This is a genomic window from Marinobacterium sp. YM272 (genome assembly GCF_050908845.1).
Classification (GTDB): domain Bacteria; phylum Pseudomonadota; class Gammaproteobacteria; order Pseudomonadales; family Balneatricaceae; genus Marinobacterium_D.
This window is the reverse complement of the sequence record NZ_CP194171.1, coordinates 2225525-2243909: the sequence shown is the minus strand read 5'-3', so window position 1 is coordinate 2243909 and position 18385 is coordinate 2225525. Positions and strand designations below refer to the sequence as shown.

The window sequence follows — 18385 nt, the reverse complement described above, 5'->3', positions numbered from 1 at the left end:
AGCATACCCGATTCGTTAGGATCTCACACAGCAGCTTGCAAGGAGCCCCACATGCCTACCCTGGAACGCACCGCCGGCAATCGTGACCAGCGCGTTTTCTTTATCACCTTTACAGTACTGGTGCTGTTCGCACCGCTTTACTACCAACCGAATCTGGGAGGCGAAGGACTTTTCCTGCCCTACAACGCAAGTATCTGGACCGCTGCACTGCTGGTGCTTGCCCCCGGTCTGCTAAGCCTGTTTAGCAGAGACCGCGTTGTTATACCCCGCCATACCTGGCTGATCATGCTGTTCCCTGCAGGGCTGATACTCGGCGGATTTCTAACCGGCATCGATCGCCCATCGGAGTGGCTGATACGTCTCGGCGTCATTTCCGGAGGCATGCTGTTCTGGTTTTCACTCTTCCAGTACCGCCTTGATCGCCGACAGGTCGATGCGGCCATGTACCTGTTACTGGCAGGCATTATGGTGCAGGCGATGATTGGCCTGATCCAGGTGTTGCCCGACAACCCGCTACAGAAGTGGATTCCCTGGGTATCGGCCAAAACGGCGCCTGCGGGCATCTATCAGCAGCCCAACCTCCAGGCATCAATGATGGCAACGGGGCTGGCACTGGCACTGTATCAGGCTACCACCCCGGCGTTTTCGAAACTGAACTGGCCATTTCGCGCCCTGGTGTTCATGACCCTGTTTTTATGCAGCTGCAACACCCTGCTAAGCGGTTCGCGAGTCGGCCTGCTCGGTGGGGCGATAGCTGTTATTCTCATTTTGGCCGCACGCTACAGACAGCTTGGCCGGCGAAAGCTGGTCACACTGGGCATCCTTCTTGCCATTATTGGTGGTGCAGGTGCCGGCACTTCGATCAACTCGGGCGCCATTAAAGCGGTGTCGAAAATGGAACGACTTACAGAGGGGGAAGGAGTCAGCGCTGACGGGCGCCCGCATATCTATAGCATCGCCTGGCGCAACTTCCTGGCGGCTCCGCTGGAGGGCCACGGCATCGGCAGCTTCCAGAAGGTGTTCCAGGACGCGCGCCCCGACTATTACGTCTCGGTCCCAGACTACGTACTTCCCGACAAACGCTTTAGCCACCCACACAACGAACTGGCGTTTTGGGCCATCGAAGGCGGGCTACTTGCGCTGCTGTCAATTGCCGCAGCGGCAATAGCCGTTCTCTGGCAGCTCGTTCAGCAGGGCTGGCAGCGCGGCCTTGCCATGGCGGCTCTGCTCATCCCGATCACGCTACATACCCAGGTCGAACTACCCTTCTATATCTCCAACATTCACTGGATCGTCTTTTTACTGCTTCTATTTCTGGTATTCCAGGCTGGCCGACGCGAAAAAACACTCACTATGAGCGGTTCAGCACGCAGCATGGGTCAGGTTACAGCCCTGGTCGCACCACCACTGCTCATCCTGTTCCTGACACATTCACTGCTCGCCAATGCAGGACTGGTTCAGTTCATGCGCAGCAAAGGCACAGAGATCAAGCACCTCAACCCCGCCCTGAACGACTTTTATTTTCGCGAATCCGGGGAGTATTTCTTTCTGAGGACCCTGCTCTACGTCGAACTTCGTAACGGCGGGCACGAGAACACCCGGGCATTTATTGGCTGGGCCAACAACTTCCTGAGCCACATCCCCGACAAGCAGGCCTACCAGGATCTCGCTCGCGCCTATTTGCATGAAGGGAAAAAGGCCGAAGCCTTGGCTACCCTCGAAAAGGTGCATGCGATCTATCCTGATGATAAAAGACTGGCCCGTTTTACCGAGCAGGTAAGAAGTGGAGAAATCAAGGCTGCCAGCAGTGCCAACGGCGCAGCCAGCCAAGCCCGCCAGCCGGCCAGTCCAGCTCAATAACAGCCAATTCAGCCGGTGCAAACGTCCAGGGATGGGCGTTTGCACCTTCACACAGCAGGGCTGCAAGCCGGCCCACCAGCGGCTGGTGACCAACCGCCAATACGGTTAAACCTGCCTCGCCAGAGTCACCTCCACTGGAAGCACCCTGGCGGCTATAAGCAAACTCTTCAAGAATAGGTAACAGTGCTTTGGGTGCAGCGAAGGGCAACAGCTCTTCGACGCTACGCACAGTATCACTGCAGGTTTGCGGCAGCAGCAGCTCGGCTGTCTCCCTGGCACGACGCCAGGGGCTCGAAAGCACCAGGCTCACCTCGGAAAGCGCCTGTGCCAGGCTCTGATCAGGCTCTGCCAGCAACAAGCGGCCAGCCTCTGTCAGAGCCCTGTCCGGATCATCGTCACGCCCCGGCACAGCCTCGCTGTGGCGCATCAGGAGCAGGCGCAAGCTCACTCCCTGGGCAAGACAAACTCAACGTCGCTGGGCTGCTCGTTAAGCATCATACGACGCGCTACTTCATTGATGGGCGCATTTTCAAAGACAACCTGGTAGAGGCCATCCACCAAAGGCATGTAGACCTCTTTCTCTGCCGCCTTTTCCCGCACCAGTTTCAGCGTGTTGACCCCTTCCGCCACTTCACCGAGCGCTTCCACGGCCTGATCCAGCGTTTTGCCCTCGCCCAATGCATAACCCACCCGATAGTTTCGACTCAGCGGCGACATACAGGTCACAATCAGGTCCCCGACGCCGGCCAGACCAAGAAAGGTCATCGGGTTCGCCCCCATACTCACCGCAAAGCGACTCATTTCGGCAAGACTGCGCGTCAGCAGCATACTCCGGGTGTTTTCGCCCATGCCAAACGCGGCACTTAGACCCGCCGCGATTGCATAGATGTTCTTCAGCGTTCCGCCAAGCTCCACGCCGTAGGTATCGGTGCTTGCATAGACACGAAAATAAGGACTGTGCAGCAGCGCCTGGAGCCGGTCACGCACCTCCTCGCTCTCTGACGCAATAACCGTCCCTGTCAATTCACGACGCGCAACCTCTTTGGCCAGGTTGGGACCACTGAGTACGCCGATACGCGCCTGGGGCACCTCTTCAGCAAGAATTTCACTCATGAGACTGAAGGTACCTGCTTCGATACCTTTAGTCGTGCTGATCAGCATCTGCTGAGGCTTTACCATCGGCGCTATTCGGCGCATTACCGAGCGCACGGCACTGGACGGGATCGAGACAAAAATAATCTCAACTCCCTCAAGCGCCGCAGCCAGATCGCTGGTTGCAAGGAGGTTATCGGCCAGCATGTATCCGGGAACGTAGCGCGCATTCTCCCGCTCAGCGTTTATTTTCGCCGCCGCTTCAGCGTTGCGCATCCAGAGGCGGACTTCGACCCCTTTCTCCGCCACCATATTTGCAATAACTGTCCCGAAGCTACCGCCTCCCAGTACTGCAACCGGTGCTGTTTCCTTCATGAGCAACTCCCTCTTTACTCGATCTTGTCAAGCAGGCGATTAATTCCGAAAAAAGCCAGTTTAACGACCCCAAATGCCAAGATGGCAAGCCCGACAAACAGTAGCAGCTGCCGGATATCATCAGTGCGCTGATACCCGGCGAGCCCCACCGCTGCGAAAAAGGCGCTGGCAATGATCGCCAACAGATTGCTTATCCGTGCCGTGCGATGCCGATCCAACCCCATGCCTCCGATTTACCCCTGATGCCCTTTTTCCAGCGCCTGGTCTGAGTCTTCCGCCTTGATCTCTGCAGCCTTGGTATCTGAATCGACAGCCGGCTCACCCTGATCCGCGACTTTTTCGTCAGACGCTGCCGAATCGGTGCCATCGTCGGTCTCCGGCCCCTTCTCAGCAGCCTTGTCACCCTCCAAAGCCTCAGTGGGCTGCTCCGCTGCCGCTTTGTCATCAGTCTGGTCTGTATCAGGCTCTGCCGGCTTATCTTCCAACTTTGCTTCGGACGTTTCTTCAGGCTGCTCCTGGGAATGCTCTTCAGGCTTCTCTTCAGAGGTCTCTGCAGGCTTTTCCTCAGATCCGGCTTCAGACTTTTCGTCCTCTGTCTTCTGATCAATCTTGAGGTCTTTCACCGGCTGAAGCAGTTCCGGCTCCGGATGCACACACTCCAGTTTTACGCCGGTCTCCTCTTCTATCTGCGGAATCATGAACGAGTCATCCTCGCAGGCAAAACAGATGGACGCACCGGTGGCGCCAGCACGACCGGTACGACCGATACGGTGAACGTAGTCATCTGCATCATCCGGCAGCTGGTAGTTGATCACATGGGTGACGCCGTCGATATGGATACCGCGACCCGCCACGTCAGTGGCAACCAGAATCTGGATTTTGCCGCTACGGAAATCCTCAAGCGTCTTCAGACGTTTATTCTGGGGAATCTCACCAGACATCAGCGCCGCCCTGAGGCCGTCGCGACGCAGCTTCTCCGCCAGAGAACGGGTTTCGTGGCGCCGATTACAGAACACGATCGCTTTTTCTATGCCATGGGCGCGAAGGTAGTTGATCAACAGACGGTATTTCTCGTGACTGGAAACGAGGAAGACGGTCTGCGACACGTTATCCGTGGTCTTATGTTCGGCTTCGATCTCAATCTGGACCGGGTCCATGGTCCACTGTTGAGCCAGGCGCATGATGTCGTCGGTAAAGGTGGCACTGTACAGCAGAGTCTGACGCTCCGGCCCCTTGCGTGGGGTGTGGCGGATAATCGTGCGCACATCCGGAATGAAGCCCATGCTGAGCATCCGGTCGGCTTCATCAAGCACCAGGACCTCAACGTTATACAGGTCAACCTCCTTGCCGCGAACGAAGTCGATAAGACGCCCGGGTGTCGCCACCAGGATATCGACCGGCCCTTTAGCAAGATCCTTGCGCTGGCGGTCGTAATCCATGCCACCGACCAGGGAAACGGTGTTCAGACCGGCATATCGGCACAGTCCCTCGGCATCCGATGCAATTTGCAGCGCCAGTTCGCGCGTCGGCGCAATAATCAGCGCCCGTGGCTCAGCCAGTTTGCGTTCCCCTTCGAGCGGGAAATCAAGCAGGTCGGTGATAATGCCGATCAGGAAGGCCGCGGTTTTGCCGGTACCTGTCTGCGCCTTGCCGATAATATCCTTGCCTTCCAGTGCCGGCTTGATCGTTTCAGCCTGGATCGGTGTGCAATACTCGAACCCCTGATCTGCGATTGCATGCATCAATACGTCGGGCAGCGCAAAATCATGGAAGCGTTTCTTGCCTTCCACCGGTGCCACCTTGAAGCTGACCGGGCTCCAGCTCTGCTGAACCTGCTGACGCTTGTCTCCGCTCGGTTTACGGGAGCGGCGACGGCGACGCGGCTTGCGGCTCTTTTCACCCTCGGTCGGCGCGGAGTTTTGCTGGGTATGCTCGTCTGTACTCAAAGGTATACCTATGTAATTTATTCAATCAGTATGCGATGTCACGGCGGAACGGAGGCAATGAATTCAGTAGCAACTGCCCATAACGTCTCGTCACGATACGTCGATCCAACAAGACGATGGTCCCGCTGTCTTCCTCGGTGCGCAACAAACGACCCACCGCCTGAGTCAGGCGCATAGAAGCGGTCGGCACCGACCAGTCGGAAAATGCATTTCCGCCCTGCTGTTCAATCCACTCCGCCAGCGTGGCGTCCACCGGGTCATCGGGGACACCGAACGGAAGCTTGGTGATAATAACGTCGGTGAGGTATCCGCCGGGAAGATCCACACCTTCGGCGAAAGAGGCAAGACCGAAGATCACACTGGGGCTCCCCGCATCGATACGTTCGCGGTGAAGCCTCAGGATCTCCTGACGACTCTGCTCTCCCTGCGCTAACACCCTATTCTTAATGGATTCCGGCTGTCGTTCAAGGGCTGTCCGCATCTGGCGCCAACTGCTGAAAAGCACCAGGGCGGCTTTCGCATCGACCAGACGCCGGGTCAGAATCTCGGCAACTTCTTCGGTATGCGCCTGGGGATCACCCGGATCAGTTTTCATGGCCGGCACCTGCAGCACGCCCTTGGCATAGTGATCAAACGGGCTCTCCAGCTTTTCACAGGGGGTATCGTCAGGAAGCCCCAACTGGTCCAGCAACCTATCAAAACGCCCCAACGCAGTCAGTGTCGCTGAAGTGACGACCGCGCCAAAACAGACCTCCCAGAGGTGCTCCTTCAAGGTATCAGCCGACGAAACCGGAGCACTGCGCATCTCGAGATCCACCAGACCGTTATTGTCCAGTCGCGAAACCCAGCGAGCCGTCGGCGAGCGACCTTCCAGGTCTGGTGTGGCGAAACTTCGCGCCAGCCAACTGACCTGCTGCACCCGCCCCCAGACGCGCCCTATCTGCGGATACCAGCGTTCGGCAACGGAACGATCCACATCGGCGATCTCCCCCTCCATCGCCTCCCGCAGTACCGACACGACCTGCTCCAGCTGCTGCGAGACTCTCTCCGAAGCACTGGTCAGATCCCGACACAACAGACTCAGCGCTTCCGGCACTTTTCCTTTATGAAACCGGACCCGGTTCGAGCCCTCGGACTTATCGAACAGCGCGACCAGCATCGGCTCGACCTGCTCGATACTGAGCAAAGCGTCACTCACCGGGCGCTGCAGCCGCTCGGATGGATCCCGCAACGCCAGCGCACCTTCGGCCTCATCAATCAGGGCACCGAGCTTTTTCGGAAGACCCTGAAGCAACTTCTGACTCGCACCCACACGCATCGAAAACGCAAAATGACCACTGGCTTTATCCGCCAGATGGTGGCCCTCGTCGAAAACGTAGATGGTATCCCCGGGGTCGGGAAGAATCGCGCCACCGCCGAGCGCCAGATCGGAAAGCACCAGGTCGTGATTGGCAACTACGAGTTGAACCGTATCAAGCCGCTCCCGGGCCCTGTAGAAAGGACAGGCGGAGAAGTTCAGGCAGCGGCGGTTACTGCACTGCATATGATCGCTGGTCAACGGACGCCAGATCTGATCATCCAGCGTATCCGCGAGATTATCCCGGTCGCCATCCCACTGACCGGACGCGAAACGATCGACGAGATCCCGGTACAACGCCTTTATCGCAGGATCAAGCACCTCCGCTTCTTCATCCTCGTAAAGCGCCATCTGTCCGAGCTCACCCTGACGTTCCAGGTGCTGCTCAATCTTATTGATGCACAGGTAGCGGCCCCGCCCCTTTGCCAGCTGGAAATCGACCTTGAGGCCAGCATGCTCGATAACTTCCGGCAGATCCTTGTTGACCAGCTGCTCCTGAAGCGAAACCGTTGCGGTCGATAAGACGACCTTTTTCTTGCGCGCACTGGCCACCGGCAGGGTAGCCAGCAGATAGGCGATGGTCTTCCCGGTTCCGGTGCCGGCCTCCACTACAGTGACATGTTTTTCACCGAGGCGCTCACCCTTATCACCCATGCCAATGCCTGCCAGCCCCCGCGCAATCGTAGCAATCATCTGCTTCTGGGCGACACGTGCCTTCAGACCTTTGCTCGACAGAAACTGGCTGTACGCGGACTGAATACTCTTTTTTATTGCTGCATCCAGCAAACCTGGCACCTCCGGAACGAAACGGCGACGCATCATAGCAAGAGACTGGATATTTAGACAGATGCTTGCTTGACGGACAAAAAATACTGTATAAAACTACATGTACTGTATAAATAGACATACGACGATGAAACTGACCAAACGCCAAAGCGAAGTACTCGACTGCATCCGCCGCCATATCGACGAGACCGGTTACCCGCCTACGCGTGCAGACATAGCACGGGATCTGGGCTTCCGCTCTGCCAATGCTGCCGAGGAGCACCTCAAGGCGCTGGCCCGCAAAGGCGCTATCGAAATCATCCCCGGTACGTCGCGCGGTATTCGCCTGCCGGAACTGGAGCAGGAAGCCGCCAATGACGGCCTGCCGATAATCGGTCAGGTTGCAGCGGGTGAGCCGATCCTGGCGCAGGAACATATCGATAACTATTGCGCGATCGGCGCCGAGTTTTTCAAACCCAGCGCGGATTACCTGCTCCGGGTGCGCGGCATGAGCATGAAGAACATCGGCATCCTTGATGGTGACCTGCTTGCCGTGCACCAAACGCCGGAAGCACACGAGGGTCAAATTGTCGTCGCCCGGATTGGCGATGAAGTCACAGTTAAACGCTTTCACCGTGAAGGACGCATGGTGTACCTGATAGCAGAAAACGAAGAGTTTGAACCCATAGAGGTCGACCTTTCTGAACAGGAACTTCAGATAGAAGGCTTGGGCGTCGGTGTCATCCGACAGAGAGCTGACCTTTGAAGACCAGATGAGGTGCCAGCATGTACGCATCCGCGGTAGATTACGATTGCAATTCGCACAGCTCCACGCAACCCATCAACACGGGGCGCGTAACCGAAATCATTCAGCACAACAGCGAAGTCTCGCTCTCGCCTCTACTACTGCCAATGCTGGCTCAGTTGAGCCAGCAGGAACGCTGGCTGGCGATCGTGAACGCACCCTCCGAGCTGACACGGGAATCGCTGGCACAAGCCGGAGTCGACATTCAACGACTGTGGCTGCTCAAGGCCAATGACAAGCACTCGACGCTGGACCTGGCGCGCCGCGCACTGGAGGCACGCACCTGCCACGCAGTGGTATCCTGGCACGAACAGTTAGACGAAAGTGGCTTGACCCAACTGCAGGAATCCGCAGCGAGGAGCGACACACAGGGGATAGTAGTGAGAGGCTGCTAAGCTCTCACCCAGATAAAACTCAACATTCCCTCAGGCTGAACCGGATACAGCTCAATAGAAACGGCCCTCTCATAGACACCCGCCAGGAGCTGGTACGAGGGCCATACTTACCTCACCACTCCAGCATGGAGCTGCGCAACCTTTCCACAAGCCCGTCCAGCTCATTGAACCACTGACGATACTCAACCAGCAGCTGCGGGTCTTCCGAGTGATCAGGATTGACTTGCACCACATGAATCTCAGAAAGACTTTGAGAAGAGTCGGAGCGCTTCAGATGCTTGTCTGTCGCTGACCAACAACCGGCGTATGCCCTGTTGAGGCTGTTAATCCAGCCTGCGGGGCTTTCCGCCAGCTGCGCCAGCTCATTCACCTCTGGCGACTCCTGACCGGTCGTCTCCAGCAGTTTCTGCAGATCAGCGATAGTATGAACCGCCTCAACATCCAGCCGGTAACGCTCACCAATCTCGCGAAGGAAGGAGCGCACCGCACCGATCAGATGAAACAGCACCGACTCGTTGTAGGATTCAACCAGCCCATGCTTGTTCCAGCTATTGGAGTGCTGGGCATGCTCCAGCGCTTCCAGGTGAAGTCGGACAAAACTGAGCTTTTGATTCGTCCGCGATAAATAGATGTCGCTCATCCAGCCACTCCTTGAAGCTTATTTCTTTTTACGTGCGTGTTCGGTGCGCCACTGGCCATCAACGTAATACGCACGCCAGCCGGTAGCTTTACCATCCTTTTCCGACATCACGTATTGCTCTTTGGTCTTGCGGCTGTAACGAACCACTGCAGGATTGCCGTCCTCGTCCTTTTCCGGCGCTTCAAGCAGGTAATGATACTTGGCATCGATCTCGCTACGGTGCGGCTTCAGCTCGGACACCAGCGGTGCACGGGTTTCACGATTCTTCGGGAACTGGCTGGCGGCCAGGAACAGACCACTCGCACCGTCACGCAGCACATAGGTATCATCCACCTTCTGGCATTGGAGCTCGGGCATCGGCACCGGATCGATCTTTGGTGGTGCCACCTCGCCGTTCTTCAGCAGCTTGCGGGTGTTCTTGCAGTCAGAGTTGGTGCAGCCAAAGAACTTGCCGAAACGGCCGGTTTTCAGCTGCATCTCCGATCCACACTTGTCACATTCGATCACCGGGCCATCGTAACCCTTGATCTTGAAGCTGCCTTTCTCAACTTCGTAGCCCGCGCAATCCGGGTTGTTACCGCAGACGTGCAGTTTGCGCTCGGTATCCACCAGATAAGAATCCATGGCGGCACCACAGAGGTCACAGCGATGTTTGTTGCGCAGGATGCGGGATTCCTCTTCGTCATCACCATCGACACTGACAACTTCATCGCCGGGAATCAGATTGATTGTCGCCTTGCAGCGCTCTTTCGGCGGCAGGTTGTAGCCGGAGCAGCCGAGGAATACGCCCGTACTTCCGGTACGGATCATCATCTTGCGGCCACACTCCGGACAGTCGATATCGGTCGGCGTCGGCGTATTGGGACGCATACCCTCTTCCGGGTCCTGGGCGTGCTCAAGCTTATCGACAAAATCGGTATAGAAGCGGTTTAACAGCTGCTTCCAGTCCATATCTCCCTGCGCAACTTCATCGAGATACTCCTCCATCCGGGCGGTAAAACCGTAGTCCATCAGGTCGGAGAAGTTCTCACCAAGGCGCTCCGTGACGATATCACCCATTTTCTGGGCGTAGAAACGCCGTCCCTGGACATCGACATAGCCACGGTCCTGGATGGTGGAGATGATCGACGCATAGGTGGATGGGCGGCCGATACCGCGCTTTTCCAGCTCTTTGACGAGACTGGCTTCGGTGTAGCGTGGCGCAGGTTTGGTAAAGTGCTGCTTGGGATCAAGCGCTTTTAGCGCAAGTTTGTCGCCAGGCTTCACGTCCGGCAGGATCAGATCCTCATCATTCTTGCCCTTGCTGGACATCACGCGGGTATAACCGTCGAATTTGAGGATACGTCCCTTGGTGGACAGCTCGAAATCACCGGCCCGGACCTGCAATCGTGTGCTCAGGTAACGCGCCGGCAGCATCTGACAGGCGATAAACTGGCGGCGAATCAGGTCGTAAAGACGTACCGCGTCATGGTCCATGCCCGCCAGTGATTCAGGCTTCATATTTACGTCGGATGGTCTAATCGCCTCGTGCGCTTCCTGGGCACCCTCCTTCGAGCTATATCGAACGGGGTCCTGCGGCAGGTAATCATCACCAAAGGACTGTTTGACGTACTCTCGGCAGGCTTCCACGGCCTCATTGCTCAGGTTGGTGGAGTCGGTACGCATGTAGGTGATGTAACCGGCCTCATAGAGGCGCTGGGCGAGCGTCATGGTTTTCTTTACGCCGAAGCCAAGACGGGTGCTCGCCGCCTGCTGCAGGGTCGAGGTGATAAACGGCGCCGACGGTTTGCTGCTGGTCGGGCGGTCTTCACGATTGAGCACCTCGAAGGAGGCATCCTGCAGCAGCTTGAGCGCCGCCTGCGTCTGCTCTTCGCTGGTGGGGCGGAAATTGGCGCCCGACTGTTTCAGGACCTGCAGACGCAGCGCCTCCTCGTCGGGGGTCAATGCATCGGCGTGAACTTCCCAGTACTCTTCAGGCACGAATGCGCGAATTTCCCGCTCACGCTCCACCACCAGCTTGACGGCAACAGACTGTACACGGCCGGCAGAGAGCCCACGCGCCACTTTTTCCCACAGCAGCGGTGACACCATATAACCCACCACCCGATCGAGAAAACGACGCGCCTGCTGAGCATTGACACGGTTCAGATCGAGCTGGCCCGGCTCTTCGAACGCCTCTTTAATCGCTTTCTTGGTAATCTCGTTGAACACCACACGGCGGAAACGGCTATCGTCACCACCGATCGCTTCACGCAGATGCCAGGCGATCGCCTCCCCTTCGCGGTCCAAATCCGTTGCGAGATAGATTTCATCAGCGGAGCGCGCCAGCTTTTTCAGCTCATCGACTACCTTCTCCTTGCCAGGGAGGATTTCATAGCGCGCATCCCAATCTTTTTCCGGGTCCACGCCCATGCGTGCAACCAGCTGCTCGCGGGCCTTGCGCTTTTTGTACTCGGCCTTGTCTTCCGGCGACATCTTACGCGTCAACGCCGCCTGCTTCGCGCGTTCCTTGGGATCGCTCTTGGCGGCACTGCCGCTGGTCGGCAGGTCGCGAATATGGCCAACGCTCGACTTAACCACGTACTGACTACCGAGGTATTTGTTAATCGTTTTCGCCTTGGCTGGCGACTCCACAATAACGAGCGTTTTACCCATCAAAAAATATCCTTAAACAAACTGGTCGGGCCCCGGAATATGCGTGCATATATAAGTGTTGCCTGAACGGGGGTCAAGCAAAGGCTAACTATCCGCTAGCACAACGATAAGCTGGTAAAGGGCTCCAGCGTCGCAAAGTAAGCGCGCGCACTTTATACTTCATAGCGCTAACTGTCTCTTTTTTCAGAGTGCCAAAGTTGATGCTGTCAGACAATCTGTTGTATGTCGTACTGATCGGCCTGGTCGGAATCGCTGCGCTCGCGGCAAACTATGTCATCACCTCGCGAGAAGCACAAAACAAGTTTCGCGCTGACCGGTTGAAGTGGTTGAAAGAGCAGTCCGAGCATACGCTCCATGCCCTGGGCGTGCTGAAGGAGATCGGCTGCCGGCCGGATATCGTCGACAAATTGAATCAGCACGCCATGTCCCTGATCGAGGAGATCAGCGCTCTCGCGCCGGATTCAGACCTCATGGAGGAGATCGCCCGCAACAAGGAATCCACCGACCGGATCAAGAAGCGTCCACAGGGGTTTGAAAGCGACCGCGCCGTTCGACGCGCCCAGATCTATCTCAACTTCGCCGAGAAGCTGCTGCTCGAAATGGGTAAAAAGGGACGCCTGACGCCCCAGCTTGCCCAGGCGTACCAGCAGGAGCTTTACTGGCTGAACGTTTCCATGGTTACCGAGGCACACATCACCCAGGCCGAGAGGCTGCTGAAGAACGGCGAGAAACACGGCGCCCTGGCCCACTACAAACACGGCAAGGCGGTTCTGGTTCGGGCAACGATTCCTCAGCAACAGAAACAGCCGTTACAGCAGCGGCTGCAAGCGGAGATCGACAAGCTGCAACCGAAACGCGATTTCGGCGCCGGCGCCCTCGCCGACTCCCTCGACGATTACCTCAACCAGTAAGTCATTACCCTGCTCCAGTCGCAGCGATTCTTATACGCGCGAGAACCTATACCCGCTCAAAACGGGCCACCTGCTCACCACTTGCCAGTGTCACCTTCTCGGTAAACATATCGAACGGCCGCACCCAGAGGCCATAATCGCCGTAAAGCGTACGATAGACCACCATCCACTCTTCGGTTTCAGAGTGCCGGGCAACGCCAATAACTTCGTAATCCTTGCCCTTGTAATGACGATATATGCCAGGGCTAAGCTGCTGCGGATCCATCTCCACCTCTCCTTTCACACTTTTGCCTCAATCAGTGGATCGATGGCTTGTTTGATCTGCTCGAGTGAGCGCTCGTCTTTCTCTTTCCAGAACACGCTCAGGTGAATCGGCGTCGACTCCAGGGCCAGGACGTCCTCCGGCAAGGCGGTAAGCGTCTGGCAGAGCCGCTCAAGAGCAGCCGGTGACAGGCTTCCCTCCCCATTGATCCAGCTCCAGCCATCGATCAGTCCCTCGGTTGCCAGCGTCTCGGCGCGACACACCTGCCAGCTCCGCCAATCACTTTTCTCTTTCCCGCTCAGGTTGGTACGCAATTGGCGGTAAACGGGAACACTGAGTGTCTCAGCCTCCATTTCGCCTCGCTGACGCGGCAGGTTAAGCTGTGCAATCTGTACCTGAAACCCCAGCCCACGCGCCTTCAAACGCAGCTGAGCCTGAAAACGTTCTCTGGGAGAGGGCATGACCCACATCACGGATCCGATCAGAGAACTCACCACCAAAGTGATGATTAACCATTTCATGGTGTTATCCTGTAAGTGAAACTAATAAAAACCAGGCGCAGTCCGCACCTGGAGTCTTGGCAACAAGGAGCCCTGACTATGGCCCGATACACCCGCATTTTGCTCGCCGTTGACCTGTCCGAAGAGTGTCCCCAGCTTTCAGACCGCGCTGTGGAACTTGCCCGCCAGAATCAGGCTCAACTCAGTCTGATTCATGTGGTAGAGCCGCTGAGTTTTGCCTATGGCGGCGACGTTCCGATGGACCTGTCCACCATCCAGGAACAGCTGGATGAACACGCCCGCAGCAAACTCAACGCCTATGCAGAGCAACTTAGCTACCCGGTCGACAAAAAGTTTGTCGTCACCGGCAACACAGAAACCGAGATTCATCAGGTCGCCAGCAACGAGGAAACCGACCTGATCATCGTAGGCAGTCACGGCCGTCACGGCCTCGCACTGCTGCTCGGCTCCACCGCAAACGGTGTTCTCCACGGCGCACCCTGCGATGTGCTCGCCGTGCGCGTTCACCAGGAAAAAAACAAGTCCTGATGCTTGCCAGGCCGGGTCAAGACCCGGCCTGCATCTCCTCCAGCTCTACCCAGCGCTCCATCAGCGCCTCGAGCTTCTGCTCCTGCGCGTGCAGCACCTCAAGCCTGGCCGTCACATGGGTGTGGTCCTGGGCGTAGAAATCCGGCGCACCGGTCTCCTCCTGCAACGCCTCCAGCAAGGCTTCCGCCTCTTCCATCTGTGCCGGCAGGGCATCCAGCTCGCGCTGCAGCTTGTAGCTGAGCTTCTTGGCCCCCTTCGGCTTTTCAGCTTTCGCCTGGACCGGCTTGGCGCTATCCGCCTCTTTAGCCACAGGTTTCACCGAATGAGTGGCTGCCACCGCTCGCTGGCGCAGCCAGTCCTGGTAACCACCCACATATTCGGCCACCCTGCCATCACCTTCGAACGCCAGGGTGCTGGTGACCACGTTATCAAGGAAACGTCGGTCATGGCTGACCAGCAGCAGGGTTCCCTCGTAGCTGAGCAGGATCTCTTCGAGCAGCTCCAGTGTTTCCATGTCCAGGTCATTGGTGGGCTCATCGAGCACCAGCAGGTTCGCCGGCTGACTGAACAGTCGCGCCAGCATGACCCGGTTACACTCGCCACCTGAAAGCGCTTTGACCGGCGTGCGCGCACGCTCGGGGCTGAACAGGAAATCCTGAAGATAGCTGATGATATGCCGGTCACGACCATTGATCGTGATGCTTTCACGGCCACCGGAGACGTTGTCGATGATCGACTTCTCCGGGTCAAGCTGCCCGCGAAGCTGGTCAAAATAGGCCACCTCGAGCTTGGTGCCCATCCGCACCTTACCCTCATCCGGCTTCAGGTCGCCGAGCAGAATTTTCAGCAGCGTACTCTTACCGGCACCATTGGGGCCGATCAGACCGACGCGGTCACCGCGCTGAATCGCCAGGGTCAGATCACGAACGATAGACTGGCCTTCGTAACTGTGGGAGACATGCTCAAGCTCAACCACCAGCTTGCCGGATTTGTTGGCATCCTCCAGGTTGAACTGGGCACCGCCCTGACGTTCTCTGCGTTCAGAACGCTCCTGGCGCAGTTTCTTCAGCGCCCGGACACGGCCTTCGTTACGGGTTCGCCGCGCCTTGATCCCCTGTCGGATCCACTTCTCCTCCTGCGCCAGTTTCTTGTCGAACTCGGCGTTATGGCGTTCCTCCTCCTGAAGCAGCGCCTCCTTCTGTTCCAGATAGCGGCTGTAGTTACCGGGGAAGGAGGTCAGATGGCCACGATCAAGTTCGATAATCCGTGTCGCCAGACGGTCTACCAGGGCACGGTCATGGGATATGAACAGCACGCCGCCGCGGAAGGCCAGCATCTGCTCCTCAAGCCATTCGATCGTTTCGATATCGAGGTGGTTGGTCGGCTCGTCCAGCAGCAGGAGATCCGGCGCCTGCACCAGTGCAGCACCCAGCGCTGCCCGGCGACGCCAGCCACCCGACAACTCGGCCATTTTTTTACTGCCCGGCAGCGACAGCCGGTTCAGTACCGTTTCGACACGCTGCTCCAGATGCCAGCCGTCCCGTGCTTCCAGTTCGTGCTGCAGCTGCTCCAGCTGCGCCAACGAGCCCTGATCCTGGTTATGCACAAGCGCTTCATATTCATTGCGCAGACGCACCACCTCGGAAAGCCCCGACATGACAACGTCCTCGACCAGGCGGTCATCGGCCGCGGGGAGCATCTGCGGCAGCTCGGCGATGCGAACGGCAGGATCTTTCCAGTACAGGCCGGAATCGGCCTGCTGATGTCCAGCAACCACTTTCAGCAGCGTAGACTTGCCCGCCCCGTTCAACCCCACCAGAGCGACACGCTCACCGGGCTCGATCTGCAGATCAACGTGATCGAGCAGCGCGCGTGTACCAAAACTCACACACAATTCATCAAATTTAATCAGTGGCATAAAACGTCATGCACTCTTTTCAGGTTCAAGCGGGCTAGTCTACCTGAAACCGCCCATCGAAATGAAAAAGCCTCATTTCTCGAAAATTTGCTGCAAGTCACGTTAGACTGGCCTTAACAGCAACCGACTTACCGCCAGAGGAAGGTCCGTATATGACACGCCAGAAGCTGCTTCCCGTGTTCTCCACTCTTCTGCTTCTAACCTCATTGTCCACCCAGGCCGCCCTGACACCCCAGCAGGAAATCTATCTCGATACGCTGAAAGCCGCCCAGAACGGCAAAGATGAAGAGGTCAGCAGCGGTCTCAAGCAACTTGGCGACTATCCTCTGAGACCCTACATATTATATTCGCAGCTAAGATCTCGGCTCGACAAGCTCAGCGCCGAAGACGCCCTCGATTTCAGTGCGCGTTATCCGGATATTCCGATCGAAGGCCGGCTGCGCTGGGCGCTGACCACCTCCCTGGGCGAGCGTGGCGACTGGAGCGGATTCCGGGAGCTTTACAGCACGCTGAACAACCCCAGCACCGAGCAGCAATGCTATGCCGGTCGCGCAGACCTTGCCGAGGGCAAGCGTAAAAGCGCTTACTCGCTGGCTGCCCGGTTGTGGGTTGAAGGTCACTCCCAGCCCAATGCCTGCGACCCGTTATTTGACAGCTGGATGAAAGCTGGCGGCCTGCAGGATCAGCACGCGCTCACCAGAGTACTGGAAGCGCTCGAATCCGGTAACACCTCGCTGGCAAAGTACGCCGGACGCAAAGCCCAGGGGGCAGCGACACAACAGCAGATCGCCTTTGCCCAGGCACTGTTCGAAAATCCTCGTCAGCTGCTTGAAAGCCCGGCGATTCTAACCACCGGCAACCCGGAACACCGGCGCCTGCTGATGCTTGCCGTCAACCGTTTGCGCCGCAGTGATCTGGACGCAGCCATCGACCTCTGGGTACGTGACCGCGAGCGGCTGAACGTTCCCGCTGAAGAACAGTTTGACCTGACCAACCGCCTCGGCATCTACAAGGCGAAACGCTTCAGCCCTGACGCCGACTCGGCACTGGCCCGTCTCGATCCGGACTTCAGGGTCGAGGAGCTGACCGAATGGCGAGCACGCCTGGCCATGACCCGTCTCGACTGGCCCGAAGTTGAGAGACTGATCAGCAAACTGCCGCAGGAGCAGCGTCTGCACGAACGCTGGCAGTACTGGCTCAGCGTTGCCCAGCGCCAGCAGGGTAAGCCGGTTGACGCGCTACTGAAACAGCTCAGTCAAGACAGAACGTTTTACGGATTTCTGGCGGCAGAGGTAAGCGACGCCCCGTTTTCGCTTAATCATGAAGCAGCGGATCTGGATCAGGCCACGTTACACCGCCTGGCCGCACTACCCGCCTTCCAGCGTATTCGCGAACTGTATGCCGTTGGCAGGCTGTATGATGCCCGCTCTGAATGGAACGCAGCCACCCGGAATCTGCCCCTGTCCGAGCAGCACCTGGCCGCACACCTGGTTAACCGCTGGGGCTGGCATACCCAGGGGATCCGCGGCGCCATCCAGAGCGAGCAGTGGAACGATCTGGATATTCGCTTCCCCGACCCGTACCGCACCCTGTTTGATACCGCTGCCGAACGCAACGGCATCACCAAAACCTGGGCGACCGCCATTGCCCGTCAGGAAAGCGCTTTCTGGGTGCAGGCACGCTCACATGCCGGCGCACGCGGGCTGATGCAGCTGATGCCTGCGACGGCCCGACAGACCGCCAAGAAACACAGCCTGCCCCTGAACGGAATCGGTTCACTGTATGACCCGGAAACCAACATCAACCTGGGCAGCGCCTATCTCGGCGAAATGTACCGCCGCTTCAACAGTAACCGCGTGTTTGCCACCGCCGCCTACAATGCCGGCCCGCACCGGGTAAATCGCTGGCTGGAAGCGCGCGGGGATCTGCCGCTCGATATCTGGATAGAAACCATCCCCTTCGATGAAACGCGCAACTACGTGCAGAATGTCCTCTCGTTCGCCGTCATTTACGACCGTCGCGCGGGACGCAAGGCGAGTCTGCTGAGTGATACCGAGAAAAAACTGCTGGCATTCAACCAGCTGCCCTGAACAGGGTTCTAGCAAGGGAAGCTATGAACAAGTTCATGGCATCTCAGGCTTACAGGCTGGTTCACTATCAAGGCGGCCTTTTGCAGGCGTAGTGGCGCTACGGCAAAAAAGTCCAACGCAGAGAGTGGACCAGCCTGCAAGCCCCGAAGGGCGCGGCATGAAGCACTCATCTACGGCGTTGAGCTTTTTGCCAAGGGCTACGGCCAAAGTCCCCGGTATTTTGGGATTGGCTACAAAACTCGCCTTGTAACTGGACACTTCATGC

The 18385-nt window shown here is 57.6% G+C and carries 15 protein-coding genes and 1 pseudogene; 6 read left to right on the top strand and 10 right to left on the bottom strand.

The features are described from left to right. Positions 1-120 precede the first annotated feature (120 nt). Positions 121-1860 (top strand): Wzy polymerase domain-containing protein, encoded by a 1740-nt coding sequence (locus tag ACQUQP_RS10035; protein WP_432694893.1) that lies wholly within the window; start codon positions 121-123, stop codon positions 1858-1860. On the opposite strand, the gene ACQUQP_RS10030 is transcribed toward ACQUQP_RS10035, so the two are convergent. The 5 genes and pseudogenes from ACQUQP_RS10030 to dinG all read right to left on the bottom strand — a co-directional run bounded on the left by ACQUQP_RS10030 (position 1793) and on the right by dinG (position 7425). Then, the gene (locus ACQUQP_RS10030) at positions 1793-2302 is read right to left on the bottom strand and encodes a SixA phosphatase family protein (protein WP_432694892.1); all 510 of its coding nucleotides are present in this window, start codon (positions 2300-2302) and stop codon (positions 1793-1795) included. The two genes, ACQUQP_RS10035 and ACQUQP_RS10030, sit on opposite strands and share 68 nt — an antisense overlap. A 2-nt stretch (positions 2303-2304) precedes the next feature. Next, a complete protein-coding gene (locus ACQUQP_RS10025; RefSeq protein ID WP_432694891.1) occupies positions 2305-3327 on the bottom strand; it encodes an NAD(P)H-dependent glycerol-3-phosphate dehydrogenase in 1023 nt (340 codons plus the stop codon). A gap of 14 nt (positions 3328-3341) precedes the next feature. Then, entirely contained in the window at positions 3342-3509 is a 168-nt protein-coding gene (locus ACQUQP_RS10020) for a hypothetical protein (protein ID WP_432694890.1), read from the bottom strand. 447 nt (positions 3510-3956) lie between these two features. Further along, positions 3957-5273 (bottom strand): annotated as a pseudogene (gene rhlB / locus ACQUQP_RS10015) (ATP-dependent RNA helicase RhlB); the annotation flags it as partial. Between the two features lie 25 nt (positions 5274-5298). Further along, positions 5299-7425 carry an ATP-dependent DNA helicase DinG gene (gene dinG / locus ACQUQP_RS10010; protein WP_432698690.1) on the bottom strand — a complete coding sequence of 709 codons (2127 nt, stop codon included), beginning with the start codon at positions 7423-7425 and terminating at the stop codon, positions 5299-5301. A gap of 118 nt (positions 7426-7543) precedes the next feature. On the opposite strand from dinG, the gene lexA reads away from it, so the two are divergent. Both lexA and ACQUQP_RS10000 read left to right on the top strand, forming a co-directional pair. Continuing rightward, positions 7544-8161, top strand: coding sequence for a transcriptional repressor LexA (gene lexA, locus ACQUQP_RS10005; protein ID WP_432694889.1), 618 nt, complete (start codon positions 7544-7546; stop codon positions 8159-8161). 20 nt (positions 8162-8181) lie between these two features. Further along, the gene (locus ACQUQP_RS10000; RefSeq protein ID WP_432694888.1) at positions 8182-8595 is read left to right on the top strand and encodes a SulA-like leucine-rich domain-containing protein; all 414 of its coding nucleotides are present in this window, start codon (positions 8182-8184) and stop codon (positions 8593-8595) included. A gap of 112 nt (positions 8596-8707) precedes the next feature. On the opposite strand, the gene ACQUQP_RS09995 is transcribed toward ACQUQP_RS10000, so the two are convergent. Beyond that, positions 8708-9235, bottom strand: a complete 528-nt coding sequence (locus tag ACQUQP_RS09995; RefSeq protein ID WP_432694887.1) for a DUF6586 family protein — start codon at positions 9233-9235, stop codon at positions 8708-8710. 18 nt (positions 9236-9253) lie between these two features. After that, on the bottom strand, positions 9254-11890 hold the full coding sequence (topA, locus tag ACQUQP_RS09990) for a type I DNA topoisomerase (RefSeq protein ID WP_432698652.1): 2637 nt from the start codon (positions 11888-11890) through the stop codon (positions 9254-9256). A 200-nt stretch (positions 11891-12090) separates the two neighbouring features. Between topA and ACQUQP_RS09985 the strand changes: the two genes are divergently transcribed. Beyond that, positions 12091-12801, top strand: coding sequence for a DNA topoisomerase I (locus tag ACQUQP_RS09985; RefSeq protein WP_432698651.1), 711 nt, complete (start codon positions 12091-12093; stop codon positions 12799-12801). Positions 12802-12847: 46 nt separating this feature from the next. Here ACQUQP_RS09985 and ACQUQP_RS09980 read toward each other — a convergent pair whose 3' ends face one another. Both ACQUQP_RS09980 and ACQUQP_RS09975 read right to left on the bottom strand, forming a co-directional pair. Next, positions 12848-13066 (bottom strand): DUF1653 domain-containing protein, encoded by a 219-nt coding sequence (locus ACQUQP_RS09980; RefSeq protein WP_432698650.1) that lies wholly within the window; start codon positions 13064-13066, stop codon positions 12848-12850. A gap of 14 nt (positions 13067-13080) precedes the next feature. After that, positions 13081-13584 (bottom strand): hypothetical protein, encoded by a 504-nt coding sequence (locus ACQUQP_RS09975; protein ID WP_432698649.1) that lies wholly within the window; start codon positions 13582-13584, stop codon positions 13081-13083. Between the two features lie 78 nt (positions 13585-13662). Here ACQUQP_RS09975 and ACQUQP_RS09970 point away from each other — a divergent pair, with 78 nt between their 5' ends. Further along, positions 13663-14112: a universal stress protein gene (locus ACQUQP_RS09970; RefSeq protein ID WP_432698648.1), complete on the top strand. Its 450-nt coding sequence runs from the start codon at positions 13663-13665 to the stop codon at positions 14110-14112. A gap of 16 nt (positions 14113-14128) precedes the next feature. Here ACQUQP_RS09970 and ACQUQP_RS09965 read toward each other — a convergent pair whose 3' ends face one another. Beyond that, positions 14129-16030: an ATP-binding cassette domain-containing protein gene (locus ACQUQP_RS09965; RefSeq protein WP_432698647.1), complete on the bottom strand. Its 1902-nt coding sequence runs from the start codon at positions 16028-16030 to the stop codon at positions 14129-14131. A gap of 152 nt (positions 16031-16182) precedes the next feature. Here ACQUQP_RS09965 and ACQUQP_RS09960 point away from each other — a divergent pair, with 152 nt between their 5' ends. Further along, positions 16183-18120, top strand: coding sequence for a transglycosylase SLT domain-containing protein (locus ACQUQP_RS09960; protein ID WP_432698646.1), 1938 nt, complete (start codon positions 16183-16185; stop codon positions 18118-18120). Positions 18121-18385 lie beyond the last annotated feature (265 nt).